Source organism: Mesorhizobium sp. M0293 (assembly GCF_040321735.1).
GTDB lineage: Bacteria > Pseudomonadota > Alphaproteobacteria > Rhizobiales > Rhizobiaceae > Mesorhizobium.
Genome location: NZ_JAMYSA010000030.1, coordinates 1 through 20,475, shown reverse-complemented (window position 1 = coordinate 20,475; position 20,475 = coordinate 1). Strand labels below are relative to the sequence as shown.

General features: G+C 63.7%; 20 protein-coding genes. 9 read left to right on the top strand and 11 right to left on the bottom strand.

What is annotated here, in order from left to right:
- Positions 1-2 precede the first annotated feature (2 nt).
- Entirely contained in the window at positions 3-653 is a 651-nt protein-coding gene (gene maiA, locus NKJ06_RS13765) for a maleylacetoacetate isomerase (protein ID WP_352627967.1), read from the top strand.
- 119 nt (positions 654-772) lie between these two features.
- The gene (locus NKJ06_RS13760) at positions 773-1,813 is read left to right on the top strand and encodes a zinc-dependent alcohol dehydrogenase family protein (RefSeq protein WP_352627966.1); all 1,041 of its coding nucleotides are present in this window, start codon (positions 773-775) and stop codon (positions 1,811-1,813) included.
- An 18-nt stretch (positions 1,814-1,831) separates the two neighbouring features.
- On the opposite strand, the gene NKJ06_RS13755 is transcribed toward NKJ06_RS13760, so the two are convergent.
- Positions 1,832-2,722 carry a DMT family transporter gene (locus tag NKJ06_RS13755; protein WP_352627965.1) on the bottom strand — a complete coding sequence of 297 codons (891 nt, stop codon included), beginning with the start codon at positions 2,720-2,722 and terminating at the stop codon, positions 1,832-1,834.
- Between the two features lie 104 nt (positions 2,723-2,826).
- Between NKJ06_RS13755 and NKJ06_RS13750 the strand changes: the two genes are divergently transcribed.
- Positions 2,827-4,227, top strand: coding sequence for an aminotransferase-like domain-containing protein (locus tag NKJ06_RS13750; protein ID WP_352627964.1), 1,401 nt, complete (start codon positions 2,827-2,829; stop codon positions 4,225-4,227).
- A 16-nt stretch (positions 4,228-4,243) separates the two neighbouring features.
- Here the strand turns inward: NKJ06_RS13750 and NKJ06_RS13745 are convergent, their stop codons facing one another.
- Entirely contained in the window at positions 4,244-5,137 is an 894-nt protein-coding gene (locus NKJ06_RS13745) for a LysR family transcriptional regulator (RefSeq protein ID WP_352627963.1), read from the bottom strand.
- A gap of 131 nt (positions 5,138-5,268) precedes the next feature.
- On the opposite strand from NKJ06_RS13745, the gene NKJ06_RS13740 reads away from it, so the two are divergent.
- Positions 5,269-6,729, top strand: a complete 1,461-nt coding sequence (locus tag NKJ06_RS13740) for an MFS transporter (protein WP_352627962.1) — start codon at positions 5,269-5,271, stop codon at positions 6,727-6,729.
- A gap of 35 nt (positions 6,730-6,764) precedes the next feature.
- Here NKJ06_RS13740 and NKJ06_RS13735 read toward each other — a convergent pair whose 3' ends face one another.
- From NKJ06_RS13735 to NKJ06_RS13725, 3 genes are all read right to left on the bottom strand, one after another.
- Positions 6,765-7,262 (bottom strand): MaoC family dehydratase, encoded by a 498-nt coding sequence (locus NKJ06_RS13735; protein WP_352627961.1) that lies wholly within the window; start codon positions 7,260-7,262, stop codon positions 6,765-6,767.
- A 192-nt stretch (positions 7,263-7,454) separates the two neighbouring features.
- A complete protein-coding gene (locus NKJ06_RS13730; protein ID WP_352627960.1) occupies positions 7,455-7,883 on the bottom strand; it encodes a phasin family protein in 429 nt (142 codons plus the stop codon).
- Between the two features lie 111 nt (positions 7,884-7,994).
- Entirely contained in the window at positions 7,995-9,290 is a 1,296-nt protein-coding gene (locus NKJ06_RS13725) for a DUF445 domain-containing protein (RefSeq protein ID WP_352627959.1), read from the bottom strand.
- Between the two features lie 274 nt (positions 9,291-9,564).
- On the opposite strand from NKJ06_RS13725, the gene rirA reads away from it, so the two are divergent.
- Positions 9,565-10,029 (top strand): iron-responsive transcriptional regulator RirA, encoded by a 465-nt coding sequence (gene rirA / locus NKJ06_RS13720; protein WP_352627958.1) that lies wholly within the window; start codon positions 9,565-9,567, stop codon positions 10,027-10,029.
- Between the two features lie 118 nt (positions 10,030-10,147).
- Here rirA and NKJ06_RS13715 read toward each other — a convergent pair whose 3' ends face one another.
- Genes NKJ06_RS13715 through hemP form a run of 5 tightly spaced genes read right to left on the bottom strand, consistent with a single transcriptional unit; the run spans position 10,148 to position 14,264 of the window.
- Positions 10,148-10,939 carry a heme ABC transporter ATP-binding protein gene (locus NKJ06_RS13715; RefSeq protein ID WP_352627957.1) on the bottom strand — a complete coding sequence of 264 codons (792 nt, stop codon included), beginning with the start codon at positions 10,937-10,939 and terminating at the stop codon, positions 10,148-10,150.
- Between the two features lie 23 nt (positions 10,940-10,962).
- Entirely contained in the window at positions 10,963-12,060 is a 1,098-nt protein-coding gene (locus NKJ06_RS13710; protein ID WP_352627956.1) for a FecCD family ABC transporter permease, read from the bottom strand.
- 11 nt (positions 12,061-12,071) lie between these two features.
- The gene (locus NKJ06_RS13705; RefSeq protein WP_352627955.1) at positions 12,072-12,962 is read right to left on the bottom strand and encodes a heme/hemin ABC transporter substrate-binding protein; all 891 of its coding nucleotides are present in this window, start codon (positions 12,960-12,962) and stop codon (positions 12,072-12,074) included.
- A gap of 11 nt (positions 12,963-12,973) precedes the next feature.
- Complete coding sequence (locus tag NKJ06_RS13700) at positions 12,974-14,035, bottom strand: hemin-degrading factor (RefSeq protein WP_352627954.1); 1,062 nt, start codon at positions 14,033-14,035, stop codon at positions 12,974-12,976.
- Positions 14,036-14,057: 22 nt separating this feature from the next.
- Positions 14,058-14,264 (bottom strand): hemin uptake protein HemP, encoded by a 207-nt coding sequence (hemP, locus tag NKJ06_RS13695; protein ID WP_258594231.1) that lies wholly within the window; start codon positions 14,262-14,264, stop codon positions 14,058-14,060.
- Between the two features lie 198 nt (positions 14,265-14,462).
- Here hemP and NKJ06_RS13690 point away from each other — a divergent pair, with 198 nt between their 5' ends.
- From NKJ06_RS13690 to hmuQ, 4 genes are all read left to right on the top strand, one after another.
- On the top strand, positions 14,463-16,640 hold the full coding sequence (locus tag NKJ06_RS13690) for a TonB-dependent hemoglobin/transferrin/lactoferrin family receptor (protein ID WP_352627953.1): 2,178 nt from the start codon (positions 14,463-14,465) through the stop codon (positions 16,638-16,640).
- A gap of 5 nt (positions 16,641-16,645) precedes the next feature.
- On the top strand, positions 16,646-17,089 hold the full coding sequence (locus NKJ06_RS13685) for a hypothetical protein (RefSeq protein WP_352627952.1): 444 nt from the start codon (positions 16,646-16,648) through the stop codon (positions 17,087-17,089).
- A gap of 91 nt (positions 17,090-17,180) precedes the next feature.
- Positions 17,181-18,191, top strand: a complete 1,011-nt coding sequence (locus tag NKJ06_RS13680; protein WP_352627951.1) for an energy transducer TonB family protein — start codon at positions 17,181-17,183, stop codon at positions 18,189-18,191.
- A 64-nt stretch (positions 18,192-18,255) separates the two neighbouring features.
- Positions 18,256-18,570 carry a heme-degrading protein HmuQ gene (gene hmuQ, locus NKJ06_RS13675; protein WP_027039045.1) on the top strand — a complete coding sequence of 105 codons (315 nt, stop codon included), beginning with the start codon at positions 18,256-18,258 and terminating at the stop codon, positions 18,568-18,570.
- A 12-nt stretch (positions 18,571-18,582) separates the two neighbouring features.
- On the opposite strand, the gene NKJ06_RS13670 is transcribed toward hmuQ, so the two are convergent.
- The coding region (locus tag NKJ06_RS13670) for an L-glutamate gamma-semialdehyde dehydrogenase (RefSeq protein WP_352809982.1) at positions 18,583-20,475 on the bottom strand (1,893 nt) is incomplete at its 5' end.

The following is a 20,475-nucleotide window of genomic DNA, read 5'->3' as shown; positions in this document are numbered from 1 at the left end:
GTATGAGCGAACTCGTCCTGCACAACTACTATCGCTCCTCCACCTCCTACCGGGTGCGGATCGCGCTGGAGATGAAGGGGTTGAGCTACGACTACATCCCGCATCATTTGCGCCATGGCGAGCATCTCGAACCCGCGTACCTCGCGGTCAATCCGCAAGGACTGGTGCCGGCGCTGGTCCTCGGCGACGGCACGCTGCTGACGCAATCGCTGGCGATCATGGAATTCCTCGACGAGACCAGCCCGGAACCACCGCTGTTGCCAGGGGATCCGGCCGGCCGGGCACGCGTGAGAATGCTGGCGCAGATGATCGCCTGCGACATCCACCCGGTGAACAATCTGCGTGTGCTGACCTCGCTGCGCACCCTGTTCGGCGCCGGCGACGAGGACATCACCAACTGGTTCCGCCACTGGGTGAACGAAGGCTTTCAGCCACTTGAGAAAATCCTGGCTTCCTCGCCCGAGACCGGAGAATTCTGCCATGGCGACGCGCCGGGCCTGGCTGACATCTGCCTGGCCGCGCAAGTCACCAGCAACGCCCGCTTCGGCGTCGATCTGACGCCCTACCCAACGATCGCGCGCATCAACGCCGCCTGCATGGCGCTGCCGGCCTTCCAGAAAGCCGCACCCCAGAACCAGATCGATGCCGAATAGGTTTCATCTGCCCAGACGCAGCGTCAGCGCCCCGCCATATCTGGCGGAATCGATTTCCGCTTGACCGGACAGGGAATCGGCTATCGTTTTTCCTGCAACGCAGCAGGGTGGAGTGACCGATGAAAGCCGTCGTCTTCGAGAAATTCGGCGAAGCGCCGACGATCCAGACCGTTCCCGATCCGAAGCCGGCCGCCGACGGCGTCGTCATCAAGGTCAAGGCAACCGGCCTGTGCCGCAGCGACTGGCATGGCTGGATGGGTCATGACGACGGCATTACGCTGCCGCATGTGCCGGGCCACGAACTGGCCGGCATCGTGGTCGCGGCCGGCAAGCAGGTCACCCGCTGGAAAGCCGGCGAACGCGTCACCGTGCCGTTCGCCGTCGGCTGCGGCCGCTGCTTCGAGTGCAATTCGGGCAATCACCAGGTCTGCGAACACCAAACACAGCCTGGCTTCACTGGCTGGGGCTCGTTTGCCGAATATGTCGCCATCGAGCACGCTGACACCAATCTCGTGCGCTTGCCCGACGAGATGGATTTCGCCACCGCCGCCAGCCTTGGCTGCCGCTTCGTCACCTCGTTTCGCGCCATTGTCGACCAGGGCCGGGTGAAGCCCGGCGAATGGGTGGCGGTGCATGGCTGCGGCGGCGTCGGCCTGTCGGCGATCATGATTGCCAGTGCCATGGGCGCCAATGTCATCGCCATCGACCTCACCGACGAGAAACTGGATTTCGCCAAAAAGATCGGCGCCGTCGCCACCATCAATGCGTCCACGACGCCGAATGTGGTCAAGGCGGTCAAGCAGATCACCAATGGAGGTGCGCATATGTCGATGGACGCGCTCGGCCACCCCACCACCTCCTTCAACTCGATCTCCAATCTGCGCCGACGCGGCCGCCATGTGCAGGTCGGCCTGATGCTGGGCGAGCATGCCCGGCCGCAGGTGCCGATGGACAAGGTGATCGCCTTCGAACTCGAAATCCTCGGCAGCCACGGCATGCAGGCCTACCGCTACCAGGCGATGATGGACATGATCCGCAACGGCAAGCTCAAGCCGGAACTTCTGGTCGGCAAGAAGATCAGCCTCGACGAAGCACCGGCGGCCTTGATGGCGATGGGCGGCTTCGAGGGGATCGGCATAGGGGTTGTGACGAAGTTCTAGGCGAGGACGGCACCGTCATCAGGCGATCGCGCGTCGTGGCAATTCCTGCTTCGCGAATCGCTTGGCGCCTACGACGCAAAGCACCACGCCAAGCGTGACGACAACCATCAGCGGGCTGACCTGCTCGTGCAGCAGCGTCGCTGCCAGTGCCAGCCCGAAAAATGGCTGCAGCAGCTGTAACTGACCGACCGCGGCGATGCCGCCTTGGGCGAGGCCGCGATACCAGAAGACGAATCCGATCAGCATGCTGAACAGCGAGACATAGGCCAGCCCGATCCACGCACTCGAGCCAACGCCGGCAAAGGACGGCGGCAGCGTCGCAAAAGTCAGCACCAGCATGATCGGCAGCGACAGCACCAGCGCCCAGCAGATCACCTGCCAGCCGCCGAGCCTGCGCGACAGCGCCGCCCCCTCGGCATAGCCCAGGCCGCAGGCGACGATAGCGGCGAGCATCAGGCCGTCGCCGACCGGCGAAGCCGTCACGCCCTGCGTCAGGGCAAAACCCGCGACCAGCGCGCTGCCCACGCACGAAAACAGCCAGAAGGCCGGACGCGGGCGATCGCCGCCGCGCAGCACGCCGAAGATTGCTGTCGCCAGCGGCAGCAGGCCGACGAAGATGATGGAATGGGCCGTGGTGACGTGCTTCAGCGCCAGAGCGGTCAACAAGGGAAAGCCGACAACGACGCCAAGTGCTACGATCACCAGCGACAGCAGATCGCCGCGCTGCGGACGTTTCTGCCGGAACAGGAGCAGCAGCGCCAGGCCGAGCAGTCCGGCAATCGCCGCCCGGGCCGACGTCAGGAATGTCGGATCGAAATCCCTCACCGCCACGCGCGTCGCCGGCAGCGAGCCGCTAAAGATCAACACACCGATGAATCCATTCACCCAGCCGCTCGCGATCTTGTCCATCATATGCTCCGTTTGTCGGCTCTGTATCGAGCGGAGCCCGTGGCATTGCCAGAGACAATGCGGTACAGTTATACAAAACTGTCATGGGTAATTGAGCAGTACGGATGGACAGACAGACCACAAGGGAAAGCAGCGGAACGCTGGTCGAAGGCGTCATGGCGATGATCCGCCAGCGGATCGCGGCGCGCAGCCTGACGCCGGGAGCACGATTGCCGTCGATCCGCGCCTTCGCCAAATCCATGCAGGTGTCCAAATCCACCGTGGTCGAAGCCTATGAGCGGCTCGCCGCAGAAGGCGCGATCCGCTCCCGGCCGGGCTCGGGCTTCTATGCCGCCGGCTCGCTGGCGCCGCTGTCGCTGGCCGAGATCGGTCCCCGGCTTGACCGTGCCGTCGACCCGCTCTGGATCTCGCGCCAATCCCTGGAAGCCGGCGACGACATGCTGAAGCCCGGCTGCGGCTGGCTGCCGGCCTCTTGGATGCCTCAGACAGCACTGCGCCGGGCGCTGCGAACGGTGGCGCGTGCCGACGACATCGCGCTGGCCGACTACGGCACGCCGCTCGGGCTGCCGCCGCTGCGGCAATTGCTGGCACGGCGCATGGCCGGGTATGGAATCGAAGCCTCGCCCGAGCAGATCATGCTGACGGAATCGGGCACGCAGGCCATCGACCTCCTGTGCCGGTTCCTGATCGAACCCGGCGATACGGTGCTGGTCGACGACCCCTGCTATTTCAATTTCCACGCTCTGCTGCGCGCCCACAGGGCCAAGGTCGTCAGCGTCCCCTACACGCCGTCGGGGCCGGATATCGACATGTTCGCGCAGGCGCTGGCCGAGCACCACCCGCGCCTCTACATCACCAACTCCGCCATCCACAACCCGACCGGCGCGGTGCTGTCGCCGGTCACCGCGCACCGGCTGCTCAAGCTCGCCGACCAATCGGACCTGACCATCGTCGAGGACGATATCTTCGCCGATTTCGAACATGCGCCTGCCCCAAGGCTGGCGGCGTTCGATGGCCTGAACCGCGTCGTCCACATCGGCAGCTTCTCCAAGACACTTTCAGCGTCGGTTCGCTGCGGCTTCATCGCGGCACCCCGCGACTGGATCGAGGGCCTGACCGACCTCAAGATCGCCACGACGTTCGGCGGCGGCAGGCTGGCGGCCGAACTGGTACTGACGCTGCTGAAAGATGGCAGCTATCGCAAGCACATGGATTTGCTGCGCGCGAGGCTTGCGCGCGCCATGGGCGAGACCAGCGCCCGCCTGAAGGCGATCGGCATCACGCCCTGGATCGACCAGCCGGCCGGCCTGTTCTTGTGGTGCAGGTTGCCGGATGAGGTGGATGCGGCTGAAGTGGCCCGCCGCGCCTTGGCTGACAACATCGTGCTGGCGCCCGGAAACGCATTCAGCCTGTCCCGAACGGCCAGCCGTTTCCTGCGCTTCAACGTTGCCCAATGCGCGGACGAGCGGATTTTCAAAGTACTCGAGGCGGCGATGGCGCGTTGACGTGCACGGTTGTCGGTCAGCGCGACGCCGCACAGACCTCTCGCACGCAGTTGCGTAGCCAGCGTTGCGCCGGATCGGCGTCGAGGCGCGGGTGCCACAGCATGGAGATGGTGACCCCAGCGGTGGCAACCGGCAGGGGAAAACTGTACATGCCTGTACGTGCGCCTTCGGTATGCCGCTCGGGCACGCTGGCGATCAGGTCTGACGTGCGCGCCATGGCAAGTGCCGCCGAGAAACCGGAAACCATGCACACGACTGTCCGCTGCAGCCCAAACAAGTTCAAAGCCTCGTCGATCGGCCCTTTCTCGCGGCCACGCCGTGAAACGCTGATGTGCCGGCCTGCAGCATACCGCTCGGGCGTCACCGCGCCCTCACTCAGGGGATGGCCCATTCGCACGGCGCCGATGAAGCGGTCGCGAAGCAATGCCTGAATGCGCACCTCCGGTCCGGTCTCGCCAGCGACGCCTATGTCCAGATCGATCGCCGCGTCGCGCAGCGACATGACGTCCTTGTCGGACTTCGGTGCAAATCGCAGCCGCACGCCGGGCGCATCGGCCTGGATACGAGCGACGAGACGAGGCGCGAATTCTTCGATGAAACTCTCATTGGTGCGCAACGTGAAGACCCTGTCCAGGCTCCGGAGATCAAGCAGTCTGGCAGGACGCAGCAGCGCCTCCGCATCCTGAACAACACGGCCAACCTGCTGTCGCAGTTCTTCCGCACGCGGCGTCGCCACAAGGCCGCGACCGGCGCGAACCAGCAGCGGGTCGCCCGTCGCCTCGCGCAGCCGCGCCAAGGTGCGGCTCATCGCCGAAGGGCTGAGCCGCAGGCGGCTGGCGGCGCGCGCCACGCTGCCTTCGGACAGCAGGACGTCGAGAGCAAACAGCAAATTGAGATCGGGCGATGCCATTGGCGGATCATAGCATATGATATGGCGTTTGACGCACGAATAAGATGCAAATGCTGCGCCTTCCGCCATATCGATCAAGAGACTAAATCTCCGCTGGCTCCGGCACTGGAGCTGATGGAAAGGAGATCGCCGTGGCAATCGCTGGGCAAAATCGGGACGGGCGCGCATCGGCGCTGCCACAGATGCAATCCGCCCGCTGGGCGCTGGCAAGCCTGTCGCTCGCCACGCTGCTGTCGTCGCTGGGAACCAGCATTGCCAGCGTCGGGCTGCCATCGCTGATGCAGAATTTCGGCGCATCGTTCCAGTCCGTGCAATGGGTTGTTCTGGCCTATCTCCTCGCCATCACCACGCTGATCGTCAGCGCCGGACGGCTGGCCGACATGTTCGGGCGCCGGCCGTTGCTGCTTGGCGGCATCGCGCTGTTCACATCGGCATCGGTGCTCTGCGGCCTGGCGCCGACACTCGGGCTACTGATCGCCGCGCGCGCCGTGCAAGGGCTTGGCGCGGCGTTGATGATGGCGCTGACGCTGGCTTTTGTCGCGGAAACGGTGAGCAAGGAGCGAACCGGTAGTGCCATGGGCCTGCTCGGCGCCATGTCCGCGATCGGCACGACGCTTGGCCCTTCGCTCGGCGGCCTCTTGATCGCCGGCTTCAGCTGGAGGGCGATCTTCCTCGTCAATGTCCCGCTAGGTATGCTCACCTTCGCTCTCGCCTGGCGTGCCTTGCCGGCGCGCAATAAAACCGCGCAGGTCGACCGAGGCGCGTTCGATGTGACGGGCACCGTCCTGCTGGCCCTGACATTGGCCGCCTATGCGCTGGCCATGACGCTTGGCAGAGGCAATTTCGAAGCGCTCAACATCGGCCTGCTGATAGCTGCCGGCATTGGTGTTGTTCTCTTCGCCGCCGCGCAGGCGAGAGTGAAAAACCCCTTGATCCATTTTGCCAGCTTCCGCGACCTCCAGCTAAGCGCCAGTCTCGCCATGAGCCTCGTTGTCGCCACGGTAATGATGGCGACCCTGGTGGTGGCCCCGTTCTACCTGTCGCGCGGGCTCGGGCTGGATGCCGCAATGGTCGGCCTCGTGCTGTCGACCGGTCCGCTCGTTTCGACCCTGTCGGCGCTGGTGGCCGGACGCCTGACCGACCGCTTCGGCGCTCACAGGATGATGGTCGCCGGACTGCACAGCCTTGCAACGGGCACGTTCCTGCTGTCGCTCGCCATGACCAAACTCGGCATTGCAGGCTATGTCGTTCCGATCACCGTCACCTGCATCGGTTACGCGCTGTTCCAGACATCCAACAATGCAGCTGTCATGACCGGTGTTGGAGCCAGCCAACGTGGCGTCGTTTCCGGCCTGCTCAACCTTTCGCGCAATCTCGGTCTCATCACCGGCGCATCGTTGATGGGCACCATATTCGCCGTCGCATCGGCTAGAGGACACGAAGGCAGTGGTCTTGTGAGTTCCGAGGCCGCCGCCCAGGGAATGCAGGTCACATTTCAGACGGCAACGGTGCTGGCGCTGGTCGCGTTGTTCCTCGCACTGCTCTCGGCCCGCGCCGAGTTCAGGCGGCAGAGACTGGTCAGAAACCTCTGACTTTGCGCAAACCGACGGCTCCTAGCGGATCGCTCTCAGGCCCCTGCCCGCTTGCGGCGCTCATAGAGCATGACCAGCGTTTCAGCCGTCAGAGCAGGCTTTTCCTCGCCTTCGATCTCGACGGTGTTGGCTGCCTTCATCAGATACTGGCCTGGCCCTCTGTCCTCCACGGACAGCAGCCTGGTGCGCAGCCTGATGCGCGCGCCGACCTTGACCGGCGCCAGGAACCGCACCTTGTCGAAGCCATAATTGAAGGCGGCCTGCGTATTCTCGGGCACGATGCCCATGCCGAGCGCCAACGCGCCGATGATCGACAGCGTCAGGTAGCCATGCGCGATCGTCGTGCGGAACGGGCTTTGCCGCCGCGCCCTTTCAGGATCGACATGAATCCATTGATGATCGCCGGTGCATTCGGCGAACTGGTCGATGCGATTCTGGTCGACCGTCGTCCATTCCGACACACCAAGCTCCTGCCCGGCCATCGTCCTCAACTGGTCGAAGGTCGGCGGCGTTTTAGGCCGTATTTCAGTCATTCCTGCTTTCCCGATCGCTTGCAGAGCCTCCGGACCACGAACTGACGGCCTCTGTCAATTCGCCCTGCGCGAATCCGTTCCTCCGAATCCGGCGGCAATCGCGCCATGCCTCCCAGCACAACGGCAGGTCAGATCGGGATTTCTTGGCTTTCAGGGCTGCCGGCAGCAATGAGCCGGCCTCGGCCATATCTGCTACTTCTTCTCGTAGCCGGCGCGGATTTCCTCCATCGCCTCCTTGATGCGCGTGCGCAGGATGTCGACCGATTCGGTGCCGGATTTCTTGACCAGTTCAGCCACTTCGCCGGCGTTCTTCAACGCGGCCTCGAAGGATTTTCTGGCAAACTCCGTCTGTTTGGCCATCAGTTCCTGCGGATTGCCCGGCGCCTTGTAGTTTTGCGCCATATCGGTGACTTCGCGCAGTGTGTCCTGCAGCATCTCGCGCTGCCTGGACAACAGCGAGGTCGCGCCGGCAGCGCCGGCTCGTGCCGATTTCTCCAGCGCTTCGAGGTTCTTGCGATGATGCGCGAGGATCGCCTCGACATCGACATTGGGCACCTTCAGGTCGCGGCCGAACCTGCCGAACATGTCCATGAAGGAATCGGATTCCGGTTGTTTTGCCATGCTCGTTTGCTCCCCTTTGCCGCAAATGCGGGCGCCCTCGGCAAGAGAATAGCATTCGCGTGCCGTGAGTCCATTTCGAACGCGATGGAATCAGCACTGCGCCACCGCGCATCAATTCACGAGGAATAGCAGTTCGGCGACATAGAGCACGACACCGGCGAGCCCGCCGATGATCATGCCGTTGAAGCGGATATATTGCAGGTCCCTGCCGATGTTCATCTCGATCAGCCGCGTCAGCTGCGCCAGGTCCCAGCGCTTGACCTGGTCGGCGATGAAGGTCGACACGCCGCTCTTCTGGCTCTCCACGAACGACGCCAGCGCCACCACGAACCCTTGGTTCATGTCGGCCCTGATCTGCGCATCGCTGGCAAGATGGCGGCCGACCTCGACGAACATGTTGGCAAGATGCGCGCGGATAACCGAATTCGGCGCCTTGGCGTCCTGCTCGATGAACTGGCTGAGGCTTGCCCACATGTCGCCGGCCAATCCCTTGACCTCCGGCCGAGCCAGGAAATCGCGCTTCAACTTCTCGGCGCGTTTGGCATATTGCTTCGATGTCCTCAGCTTTTCGATGAAGCCTCGAGCGAAATGGTCGAATTCGGCACGCATCGGGTGATCGGGATCGGCCCTCACCTCGTCGAGCAGCGAACCGGCCGAGGCGACGATCTTCTTCAGCAGATAGGCGTCGGCTTTGAACAGGTTGAACAGCGACGGCAATTCCTCGCGGATTTTCTCGCGCATCGTCGCCAGCGCCTGTTCGTCGTTGAGAAACCGGCCGATCACCTTGGTGAATTCATCGAACAGTTTCTGATGACGGCGATCATCGGTTAGCGCGGACAATAGCTCGGCTGCCAGCGGCGCCAACGGCACTCTCTCGATCTGCTCGAGCATGCGGCTGGTGACGAAGCCGCGCAGGCCGGATTGCTCGACGGCGGCCAGCGTCTGCGGCACCAGCCGCACGACGAAGCGCGACAGGTCGGCGGCGCGCTCGGTATCGGCCAGCCAGTCGGCGACCAGCGCCGAGAAATCGACCTCGGCAAGCTTTTCGCGCACCGGCTCGGGCGCCAGGAAGTTGACCTCGATGAAGCGGCCGAGATTGTCGGCGATGCGGTTCTGGTTCTCGGGGATGATGGCGGTGTGTGGGATCGGCAGCCCCAGCGGCCGCCTGAACAGCGCCACCACCGCGTACCAGTCGGCCAGCCCGCCGATGGTCGCCGCCTCGGCAAAGGCAGCGACGAAGCCGAGCCACGGATAGATGTGCTCGAATGATTTGGCGAGCGCAAATACCAGCACGCAAAGCGCCAATGCGGCCGCTGCAACGAATTTTGTCCGCCGCAACGCGGAAAGCTTGGCATCCGCGTCGGTATCGAAACGGACAGGCGCAAGGGACGAAGCCGATTGTGACATGGGTGAGCCGCTCCTCGTCGATCTCAGGCTATTTAGTGGTTTGACGGCCAAAATACCCGCGACAGCCGGTTTCGCGCCGAATCTTGCTCGGGCGCGCGCACAAAGTTGAGGAGAAAATTCATCTATTGGTCGAAGCTAGTCTGGAATTGTTCCAAGGTATGGGCCATATTCCGCCCAGGCTAATGTGGCGAATCCGGAATTCGGGTCAAAGCCGCATCAGCAAAATTTCCAGATCTGGCGTGGTTGCATCGCGCCAGTGCCTTGTGAGGACAAAATGCGGCTTACGCGCCAGACCAACTATGCCATGCGCATCTTGATGTATTGCGCGGCCAATGATGACCGATTGAGCCGCATCCCCGAGATCGCGGCCGCTTATTCGGTGTCGGAACTGTTCCTGTTCAAGATCCTGCAGCCGCTGGTCGAGCACGGCCTTGTCCAGACCGTGCGTGGGAGGAATGGCGGCGTCAAACTTGGCCGGGCGGCCGAAGCCATCAGCCTGTTCGATGTCGTGCGCGTTACGGAAGAAAGCTTCGCCATGGCCGAATGCTTCGAGAACGATGCTGCCGAATGCCCGCTGGTCGACAGCTGTGCTCTGAATTCGGCATTGCGCGAGGCGCTAAACGCGTTCTTCGCGGTGCTGGAGCGCTACACGATCGCCGATCTGGTGGCAGCGCGGCCGAATGTGCGCAACCTGCTCGGCATCGATATGCTGATGGAGCGCCGCGCCCCGGCTGCCTGAGCGTCTTTCGCCCGTTCTAAGGGGAGAAATGCCGGCAGGGCAATGAGGGGTGCCGACTTCCACAATTGATGCCGGAAGCGCAAGAAGCCGCCATTTGCAGACCGGCCTCACCTGAATATCAGCTGACCGCCGATTGCGGCAGCACGAACGGCATGTTCCCGGCCGGCAGCACGCCGACCCTGAGCCGGCAGTCGAACACTTTCTCGATCAGGTCATCGCTCAGCACGTCCTGAGGCGACCCGGCGGCGGCCAGCCGGCCGCGGTGCATGACGAAGATCCGGTCGGCATACATGGCCGTGAGATTGAGGTCGTGCAGGATGGCGACCACGCCGCCACCCCTTCTGGCAAAGTCGCGGGCAATGTTCATGATGATCAGCTGGTGCTTGATGTCGAGGCTGGAAACCGGCTCGTCGAGGAAGAGGTATCGCGGCTTGCCGTCGAGCACCGGCGCCCAGACCTGGCACAGCACGCGCGCAAGCTGGACGCGCTGTTGTTCGCCGCCCGAAAGCTCCTGGTAGAAGCGTCCGGCAAAGCCGTCGAGATCGACGCGCGCCAGCGCCCGTTCCGGCAGCCGCGCATCCTCCCCCGGCAAGACGCCCGAGCGGCCGCCGACAAGGCCAAGCTTGACCACTTCTCGCACCGTGAACGGGAACGACAGCGTCGTCGCCTGCGGCAACACTGCCCGATGGACGGCGGTCTCAACCGGCTTCATCGCGCAGAGATCCCGGCCGTTGAGGGCGATGCGCCCGGTATAGGCGAGTTCGCCGGAAAGCGCCTTGAGGAAGGTCGTTTTGCCCGAACCATTGGGGCCGACGATGGCAGCGATCTCGCCGGGGCGCGCGTGGAAATCGACACCGGCGACGATAGGCCTGCCGGCGATATCAACCGAAACGTCCCTTGCCTCGATCATCCCAACTCTCGCAAATAAACGACTCACAGGTCGACTACGCCGCGCTTGCGCAGCAGGATCCAAAGGAAGAACGGCGCGCCCGCGATCGCGGTAACGATGCCGATCGGCAATTCGGCCGGCGCCACGATGGTGCGCGCCACCGCATCGGCCAGAAGCAGCAGCGAGGCGCCGAGCAGCGCCGACGCCGGCAGCAGATAGCGATTGTCCGGACCAATCAGCAGGCGCAGCAGATGCGGCACCACGATGCCGACAAAGCCAATGCCGCCGCTGACGGCGACGGATGCGCCGACCGCCGCCGAGACGCCGACGATGGCCGTGTATTTCAGCCGCTGCACCGGAATGCCGAGATGGCCGGCGGTCGCCTCGCCCAGCGCCAGCGCGTTGAGGCCGCGTGCCAGGAATGGCATCGCCGCCAGCGCCAGCACGATGATCGGCCCGACGGAAGCAATCTTCGCCCAGGTCGCGCCGCCGAGCGATCCGAGCTGCCAGAAGGTCAGGTCGCGCAACTGGCGATCGTCGGCCATGAAGATGAGGATGCCGGTCAGCGCCATGGCGAGTGCTGCCAGCGCGATGCCGGCGAGCAGCATGGTGGCGACCGAGGTCTGCCCTCGCCGAGTCGCAACCTGATAGAGCACCAGCGTCGTGGCGAGCCCGCCGGAGAAGGCCGCCAACGGAAGTGCAAGCGTGCCGAGCAAGGCTGTCACCGGAGCCAACACTGTGGCGCCGAGCACGATGACGGCAACCGCGCCCAGGCTGGAGCCGGCCGAAACGCCGATCAGGCCGGGGTCGGCTAGCGGATTGCGGAACAGCCCCTGCATGACCGCGCCGGAGACCGCGAGCGCCGCGCCAACCAGCATGCCGAGGATAATACGCGGCAGGCGGATGTCGTAGACGATCAGGCTGTCGCGGGCGCTCAGCGCGGCGTCGCCGGGCACGGCGCCGAACAGCCAGTCGCCGATGACGTTGACGGCCGATGCGTCCGACGCCCCCGATGTCAGCGACAGAAAAACGGCGGCCACGAGCCCCAGGCACAGCAGAAGGATGACGATGCGGGCGCGGCCCGACCGGTCGCCTTCGGATGCGCTTGCCATCACCGGACCGGCGATCGATTGATCGACCATGATCTGCCTGCTCAGTCCGTGACCTGCCCGCCATAAAGCGAGACAGCGAGGTCGTGGATGGCGTCGGCCGTACGCGGCCCAAAGCCGAGCAGGTACCCGCCATCGATGCGGATCAGCTTGCGCGCTATTCCGGCCGGCGTTGAGGCGATCGACGGATTGCCGAACAATTCGTCGTCCGATACCGGCGGTCCGGCATTGCTCATCATCAGGATCACGTCCGGCCTGGCGGTGACAACAGCCTCGTCGGACATTTGCTTGTAGCCGGAAAAGCCCTCGACCGCGTTGACGCCGCCAGCCAGCCTGACCATGCCGTCGGCGGCGGTCTCGCTGCCGGCCGCCAGGATCTTGCCGCCCTGTATCGACAGCACGAACAGGATGCGTTTGCGCTCCTTGATCGACGCCGTCTGCTGTTCGGCTGCCGTGAGCTTGGCATCAAGCTCCTTGGCCAGCACCTCGGCCTTGGTATCGACGCCAAGCGCCTTGCCGACGATGCGGACCTTCTCGAGGATGCCTTCGTGGCTATAGTGCTCAGGCACTTCGATGAATGGGACGCTCGTCTTCTTCAAGACATCGACGGCTTCCTTGGGACCGCTGCCATGCAGCGCCAGGATGCCGGTGGGATTGACCGACAGGACGCCTTCCGGCGACAGAGCGCGCATGTAGCCGACATCAGGCAGCTCAAGCGCCGCCTTGGGATACCGGCTGGTGGAATCGCGCGCCACCAGATGCTTCTCCTCGCCGAGCGCGTAGACGATCTCGGTGATCGAGCCGCCAATGGCCGCAATCCTCGAGGGATCGGCAAACACGGCCGTGCCTTCCGTGGCATTGACAGGTTGCAGTGCGACGAAAGCAAGGGACAGACCGATCGCCGGCCCGGCGATGATCTTGGAAATGCAACCCATTGTCGTTCTCCTCAGGCTGCAGTCGGGCTTGGGATGCGCGGCAGGTTCTCTGCCAGGAACCGCCAATCGTCACGCTCGCTCTCGCCCTCATGACGCTTGCCGAAGAACTGGATGATCATCTTGCCCCCGGCGTCATAGACCTCGATCGAGGTGACATGACCGTCCTTGGTCGGCTTGCGCACGGCCCAGACCTCGTGGATGTGGTCGGTTCGCAGGTGCAGATGGAAGGTTTCGTCCAGCACGTTGATCCATGGTCCCATCGGCTTGATGGATTTGATCGATCCGGAATGGATCTGGATGCAGCCGCGGTTTCCGACAAAGCACATGATCGGTATCTCGCCTTCCGCGGCGTGACGGAACATGGCACGGACAGCGTCATTGTCGAGCAGCCAGGCATAGTCCTGGCCGACCATGCGCACCGCCTGCCGGCGGCTGAGCTTCAACGTCTTCAGCATGCCGAAGAACTGGTGCACGTCGGTCAGCCGGCTCCAGCGGTCACGCAGGTCGTCGAGATTGGCGGTCGTTTCGTCGCCATGGATCTCGTCATCGGGGAGTGGCCCTGAAATGTCGACCGTCGGCTCCTGATTGGACGATTCGAGCGCGGCGACCAATTTTTGATACGCATAGAGGCTGGAGGCCGGCCGCAGATGCACCTTGTGCACGGCCTCGCCTGCCGCGTCGAAGAACTGCAGGCTGCGGCGGATCTCGTCGCCATCGCGCTTTTCCATGGCAAAGCCATGCACCCACACCTTCGGGAAGATGCGCAGGTCGATGTTTTCGCCAAGCACCATGGCATTGTGGTTGCCGGTGACGACCTTGTCATAGACGCCGATCTTTTCGTGCACCGCGCTTTCATTGCGGGTCAGCGCCATGACCTCGCCGACGGCCTCGAGGCCGGTCAGCAGATCGTTGACGCGCGGCTCGATGCGGACGACGCCGTCGCCGCAATGCGCGGCGACCAGCTCGGCCTCCGAAATGCCGAGTTGGGCAGCCAGATCACGCTCGCGCGCCTTTGGATTGTCTGTCCGTGCCCGCCGGATTTCATGCGGGGCGGGTTTTACGCGCTGGTCCATGTCTCGTCCCTACTGCCTTGCCTTACTTGTTGAGAATGAGCTTGCCCTGCCGGGTGATCTTCAGCCGGTAGAGCGCACCATGATGCTCGATGCCGATCTCGTGTTCGCCCTGGAACAGGGTGTTGCTGGACAGGGTTCGCACCGCCAGCGGAACCCGGTCGAAACGGGTAGAGGCATCGTCGGAACGGCGGACGCGATAGCGAAAATCGTTGGGATTGTGGGTGTTCATCTGGATCGATCCCTTTCCTGTGCCGGGCGTCTGGCTAGGCGTTGCGTAATCCGATTCATATCTTGACTTGAATAATCATGTTTACTAGTCAGTGCAATACCGGATTAAATGAGTCAAGATTTAAGACGCCGGATAAGATCAAAAATGCCAGCCAGCCCCGGGCCAGCCAGCATGAAACCTGGACTTTGGAGTTGGGGCATGGGGTTGGTGACTTGGAAATGGCGCGGCCGGTCGGCAATGAACGGCGCGGCGGCTTTGCTGGCAAGCGTGGCGGCGATCGCCTTGTCGGCGCAACTGGCCAACGCCCAGCAGGCGGCGCAGCCGGCGGATCAGACGAAGAAGGCTGACGAGGAAAAGGCGGCACCGGCGGGAGCGACGCTGCTCGACAAGATCCTCGTCATCAGCCGCACCGGCGAGACGGCGATCGAATCGCTGGCGTCGGCCAGCCATGTCGGCCAGGAACAGCTCGACCGCCGCATGGCGACGACGCCGAACGAGATGCTGCTCGGCGTGCCCGGTGTAGCGGCGCAGGCCGACGCCAGGCGCGTCAGCACCAGCATCAACATCCGCGGCTTGCAGGATTTCGGCCGCGTCGCCGTTATCGTCGACGGCGCACGGCAGAATTTCCAGCGCTCCGACCACGGCACGCAGTCGACCTTCTATATCGACCCGGAACTCGTCAAATCCGTCGATGTGATCCGTGGTCCAGTCGCCAACACCTACGGCTCGGGCGCCATCGGCGGCGTCGTCTTCTTCGACACCAAGGACGCCACGGACTTTCTCAAGCCGGACGAGACGTGGGCCGGTTCCGTCACGGGACGCTATGAGAGCAACGGCAAGGGCTGGACCACCAGCGCATCCGGCGCCTACCGCCTCAACGAGAACTGGGATGCGCTCGGCAACATAGTCTACCGCGACTACGACGATTACAAGGATGGCGGCGGCGACACCGTCAAGGGCACCGGTTTCGACGTGCTCAGCGGCCTGCTCAAGACCACCATCCGGCCGACCGACAACAGCGAACTGAAGCTCGGCTGGGTCGGCTCAAGCGACGGCTGGAACGAGATCAGCGGCGGCGTGCCCGTCAATGACGTCGACCTGAAGTCGAACACCTTCACGGCCCGCTACAACATCACGGATGAGGACAAGAGCTGGCTCGATCTCCACATCAACACCTCCTACAACAAGACCAACCTCGACCTGACCAGCCTCGTTCCTCTCAAACGGTTTGATCCGAGCACCGGCCTTCCCGTGGTGTTGCCGGCTGGCTCGACATCGACGTTCGATATCGGCACGACCGGCATCGATATCTGGAACACATCCAGATTCGAGACCGCGGGTATCGCGCACGAACTGACCTATGGCGGCGACTGGGCCGGCGATAATGTCAAGACTGGCGGCACGGCCGGCGGCGACAGTTTCTACACGCCCTCCGGTAAGCGGAACGTGTCAGGCGCTTACATCCAGGACAAGCTCACCTGGGATTGGCTCGAAGTCATCGCCGGTCTTCGCTACGACAGCTACAGCTTGAAGGATGACACTCACGATATATCTGGCGACAGGGTATCGCCCCGGATCACTGTCGGTGTCTCACCGTTCGAATCGGCAGGCCTTGCAGGCCTTCAGTTTTACGGCACCTACGCCGAGGGCTATCGCTCGCCATCGATCACCGAGACCTTGATCAGCGGCAATCACCCGGCGGGCGTCAGTTTCCCGTTCCTGCCCAATCCCAATCTGCGGCCTGAGACCGGCAAGACGACCGAATTCGGCGTCAACTACAAGCAGAACGATATCCTCGAGGCTGGCGACGCGTTTCGTCTCAAGGCGGCGTATTTCAACAACGATGTCGACGACTATATCGATGGCGTGACGCTGTCGCCGTTCGACCCGACCAGTGGCTGCCCGTTCGGCCCCGGCATACCGATCTGCTTCCAGTATCAGAATTTCGCCAAGGCCAAGATCAACGGCTTCGAGATGGAAGGCGTTTACGACGCGGCATGGGGCTATGCCGGACTTTCGGCCTCCATCATCAACGGTCACACGATCTCATATGAAGGCGACCGGGCAGATCTCGCCACCATCCCCTCCTCCCAGGTCACGGCGCAGCTCGGCTTGCGCTTCCTCGAGGACAAGCTGACCGTCGGTGGCGAAGTGCAGTACAATGGCAAGCCGAAGGGCAATGCGGTGGCCAAGAACTATACGCTGGTCAATGCCTTCGCCAGCTATCAGGCGACGGACAATCTGAAGGTTGATTTCCGCGCCGACAATCTGTTCGATGTCAAATACGCCAACCCGCTCAACGGCAGCACGACAGTCGTGGTCTACGAGCCGGGCATAACGCTGAAGCTGGCGGCAACGATGCGGTTTGGAGGCTGATGACAATGACGAGCTTGACGACATCCCTTCGTCTGCTGACCTCGACGCTGGCGATGTCGCTTGCGATGGTTCCGGCGTGGGCACAACAGTCCGCGCCGGTCCCCGCGCTCAGCCTCGAACTCAACGCTGCGCAACCCTCCGACAAGGGTTGCCGCCTGACCTTCGTGGTCAACAACAATCTCGGCGCCGACCTCTCCAAGGCGGCGTTCGAGATCGCACTGTTCAATGAAGCCGGCGTGGTCGACCGGCTGACAGTGCTCGACTTCAAGGAATTGCCGGCGGGCAAGACCAAGGTGACGCGTTTCGATCTGGCCGGCACCGAATGCGCTAAAGTCAGCCGAGTGCTGATCAACAGCGCGACCGAATGCACCGGCACCGGCGTCGAACCGAATGCCTGCATGCGCAAGCTGAAGACGGACACCAAGACCGGTATCGCTTTCGGCGTCTGAGGTGGGACTGCATCCCGCATTCACGCGAAACACAGTGGCATGGCCTGTGGCCGGCTTCCGCGCGCTGTCCTCTGGACCAAGCGATCTTGATTTGACAATTCTGCTCGGGTCGCTGCAGGTCTCGACGCGAGACATGCAGGATATCAGTCCCCTCCCCGAAGCTGGCGCCGAGCTGGCGATAACGCCAACCGAGCCGCTTGCGCTGCCGCGGCCATCGGCCTGGAACAGCAAATGGACGGCAGCGATCATCGTCTCGTGTCTGCTCCATGCCGCTGTGGCGGCGGCCTTTCTGATCTCGCCTTCGGGGACATTCGATTCCAAGGATGCCGAGCAGCCGGAAGGCAGTGATCAGTCGGGCAGCAACGTGGTCGGCAGCACGCTGGATAAAGATCCGGCGGCCATAAATGTTGCGCTGGTACCGAACCCGCAACCGGCCAAACCACAGCCGGCAACGCCGCCCAAGCCGCCGCCAACGGAGCCTTCTCAACCAGCCGAGGAAGCGGCAAAGCCGCCGCTCAAGCCTTTGCCGGAACCTGTCAAACAGTCGCCAGTTACGCCAGACATATTGGTCGCCGGCGCCCCACGCCCCGATGACCAGAGCGTGGCTCCCAAGACCGAAACGCCGGCACGGTCGACCGTTCAGTCCGAGAGCGCCGATGCGACCGTGGCCGTTCCGGAGCAGCCGCCGATTCCCAGCGCCAGGCCAACTACGGCTGCTGCCCCTTCAAAGGCGACGGATGAGAAGCGCGGCACGGCGGATGGTCAGGACCGGCTGGCGCAGGCCGCCAGCAAGGGCAAGAAGCAGAAAGAGGCAGGCAGCGCCGTGGAAGACAGCTACCGCAGCGACGTCATCAGAAAGCTCAGCCGCGTCAATCGCGGCGTTCCACCTTCGGTGCAATTGACCGCACGCAACAACGCCGTTGTGACATTCGTCATTGGCAGCCGTGGCGGCATCGATGAACTGCGCATCCTGCAAAGCTCCGGATCGCCAGATTTCGATCAGGTCGTGCTCGGCATCGTGCGCAAGGCAGCACCCTTTCCACCCATCCCGCCAAAGGTCGGCGACAGTCTCGTCTTCACCGGCGCAATCGGTCCGTTTTGAGCCCCGGTTCGCCGTTTCCAAACCAACGGTCAATCGTCGTCCATCAATTCTGAAAGGAACCACCATGTACATCGCCATGAACCGCTTCAAGGTGCAGACCGGCTCGGAGAACGATTTCGAAGCCGTATGGAAGAACCGCGACTCCAGCCTCGCGGAGATGAAGGGTTTTAGGGAATTCCATCTGCTGCGTGGCCCCGTCAACGAGACCGAAGGCTACACGCTGTTTGCGTCGCACACGGTGTGGGCGAGCCATGATGATTTTATCGCCTGGACCAAATCGGAGAATTTTCGGGCCGCCCACCGAAATGTCGGCACGACAAAGGTCCATTATCTCGGCCACCCCCAGTTTGAGGGTTTTTCCGTCGTCGAAGGTGCGTAACGACTGGCCGGGTCAAGCCCCGGCCAGCAGGCTCGCATTGCCGCCCGCGGCGGTGGTGTCGACGCAGACGGCGCGTTCATGTGCATAGGCCGCCGGGTTCAGCACCTCGCTGACCAGCGGCACGATCGGGCCGGAGCGGTCGGCAATGACCTTGCGCACGATGCGCGCGGCCTCGGGCGTGCCGGAAAAAGCCACGACATCGACGCGCAGCGAGCGCGCTTCGACCGGATCGGGACGACCGTCTATGGCGGCCAGGGGGAGGCCCTTGCCAGTCAATGCGGAAAGGGCTGCCGGCGCGCCGGGCGCAACCGCCAGCACCGCGTTGCCGGCGGCGAGCGCCTGGATCGTCTGCGCCAACAGCGTGTCGCCATCGGGGCCTAGGCACAGCACCCGCCCGCGTGGCGACAGCGACAGCGTATTGGCCTCGCCGGTCGGTCCGGGCAGATCGACCTGGCCGAAGTCGATGCCAGCGGCGGCACCAATGGCCGCGGCACCCTTGCCGCGCAGATGTTTCCTCAGAATGGCGATCCGGTCCGGGCGCGTCGACCAGCCGCCAAGTGCGGGATCGGGCAGATTGTCGGCAAGTTCGGTCGCCGTGACCTTATGGCCATCCTGCACATGGGTTCCGGCCTCCGGCCCCTTGCGGAAGCGCCTGAGATAGTGCGGACCGCCGGCCTTGGGTCCGGTGCCGGACAGCCCCTCCCCGCCAAACGGCTGCGAACCGACCACGGCGCCGATCTGGTTGCGGTTGACGTAGATGTTGCCGGCATGGATGCCGTCGACGAAATGCTGTACGCGCCCCTCGATGCGAGTGTGCAGGCCGAAGGTCAGGCCATAGCCCTTGCGGTTGATGGCGGCGATGACCGCATCGATCTCGTCGGCGTCGAAGGTCGCGACATGCAGCACCGGCCCGAACACCTCGCGCTCCATGTCCTCGATGCCCTTGACCCGGAAGACATGCGGCGCGACGAAGCGGCCCTCCTTGGGTGCATCGAGCTTGGCGATCAGCCGACCCTGCAGGCCCATTTTCGTGCAGTACTCGCGGATCGAGCTTTGCGCTTCGTCGTCGATGACCGGGCCGACATCGGTTGAAATCCGCCAGGGATCGCCGATGCTGAGTGCTTCCATGGCGCCCTTCAGCATCTCCAGCATCTTCTTCTCGACGTCCTTCTGCACGTAGAGCACGCGCAGCGCCGAGCAGCGCTGGCCGGCACTCTGGAAGGCCGAGGCCAGGATGTCGCGCACTGCCTGTTCGGGCAGCGCCGTGGAATCGACGATCATGGCGTTAAGGCCGCCGGTCTCGGCGATCAGCATGGCGTCGGGCGCGGCCGTCTCGGCCAGTTGTTTCTCGATCAGCTTGGCGACCTCGGTCGAGCCGGTGAAGCAAACGCCGGCAATGCGCGGATCGGCGGTGAGTGGCCCGCCGACCGATGGGCCGTCGCCAGGCAGCAACTGGATGACGTCTTCCGGCACACCGGCCTCGCGCAGCAGTTCGATAGCGCGGAAGGCGATCAGCGGCGTCTGCTCGGCCGGCTTGGCGATGACCGAATTGCCGGTGACAAGCGCTGCCGCGATCTGGCCGGTGAAGATGGCGAGCGGGAAATTCCACGGCGAAATGCAGACGATGGCGCCGCGCGCTTGCGTGCCCGCCTCCGCATCGGCCGCCTCAGTGGCGTAGTAGCGCAGGAAGTCGACAGCCTCGCGCACCTCGGCGACGCCGTCGGCCAGCGATTTGCCGGCCTCCCTTGTGGCGAGCGCAAAGAATTCGACGGCGTTCGCCTCGTAGAGATCGGCAGCGCGGTTCAGGATGGCCGCGCGCTCGCCCACGGGACGCTTCGCCCAGGCCGGTTGCGCTTCCACTGCAAAGCGCACGGCGGTCGCCACCTGCTTGGCAGCGGCTTCACT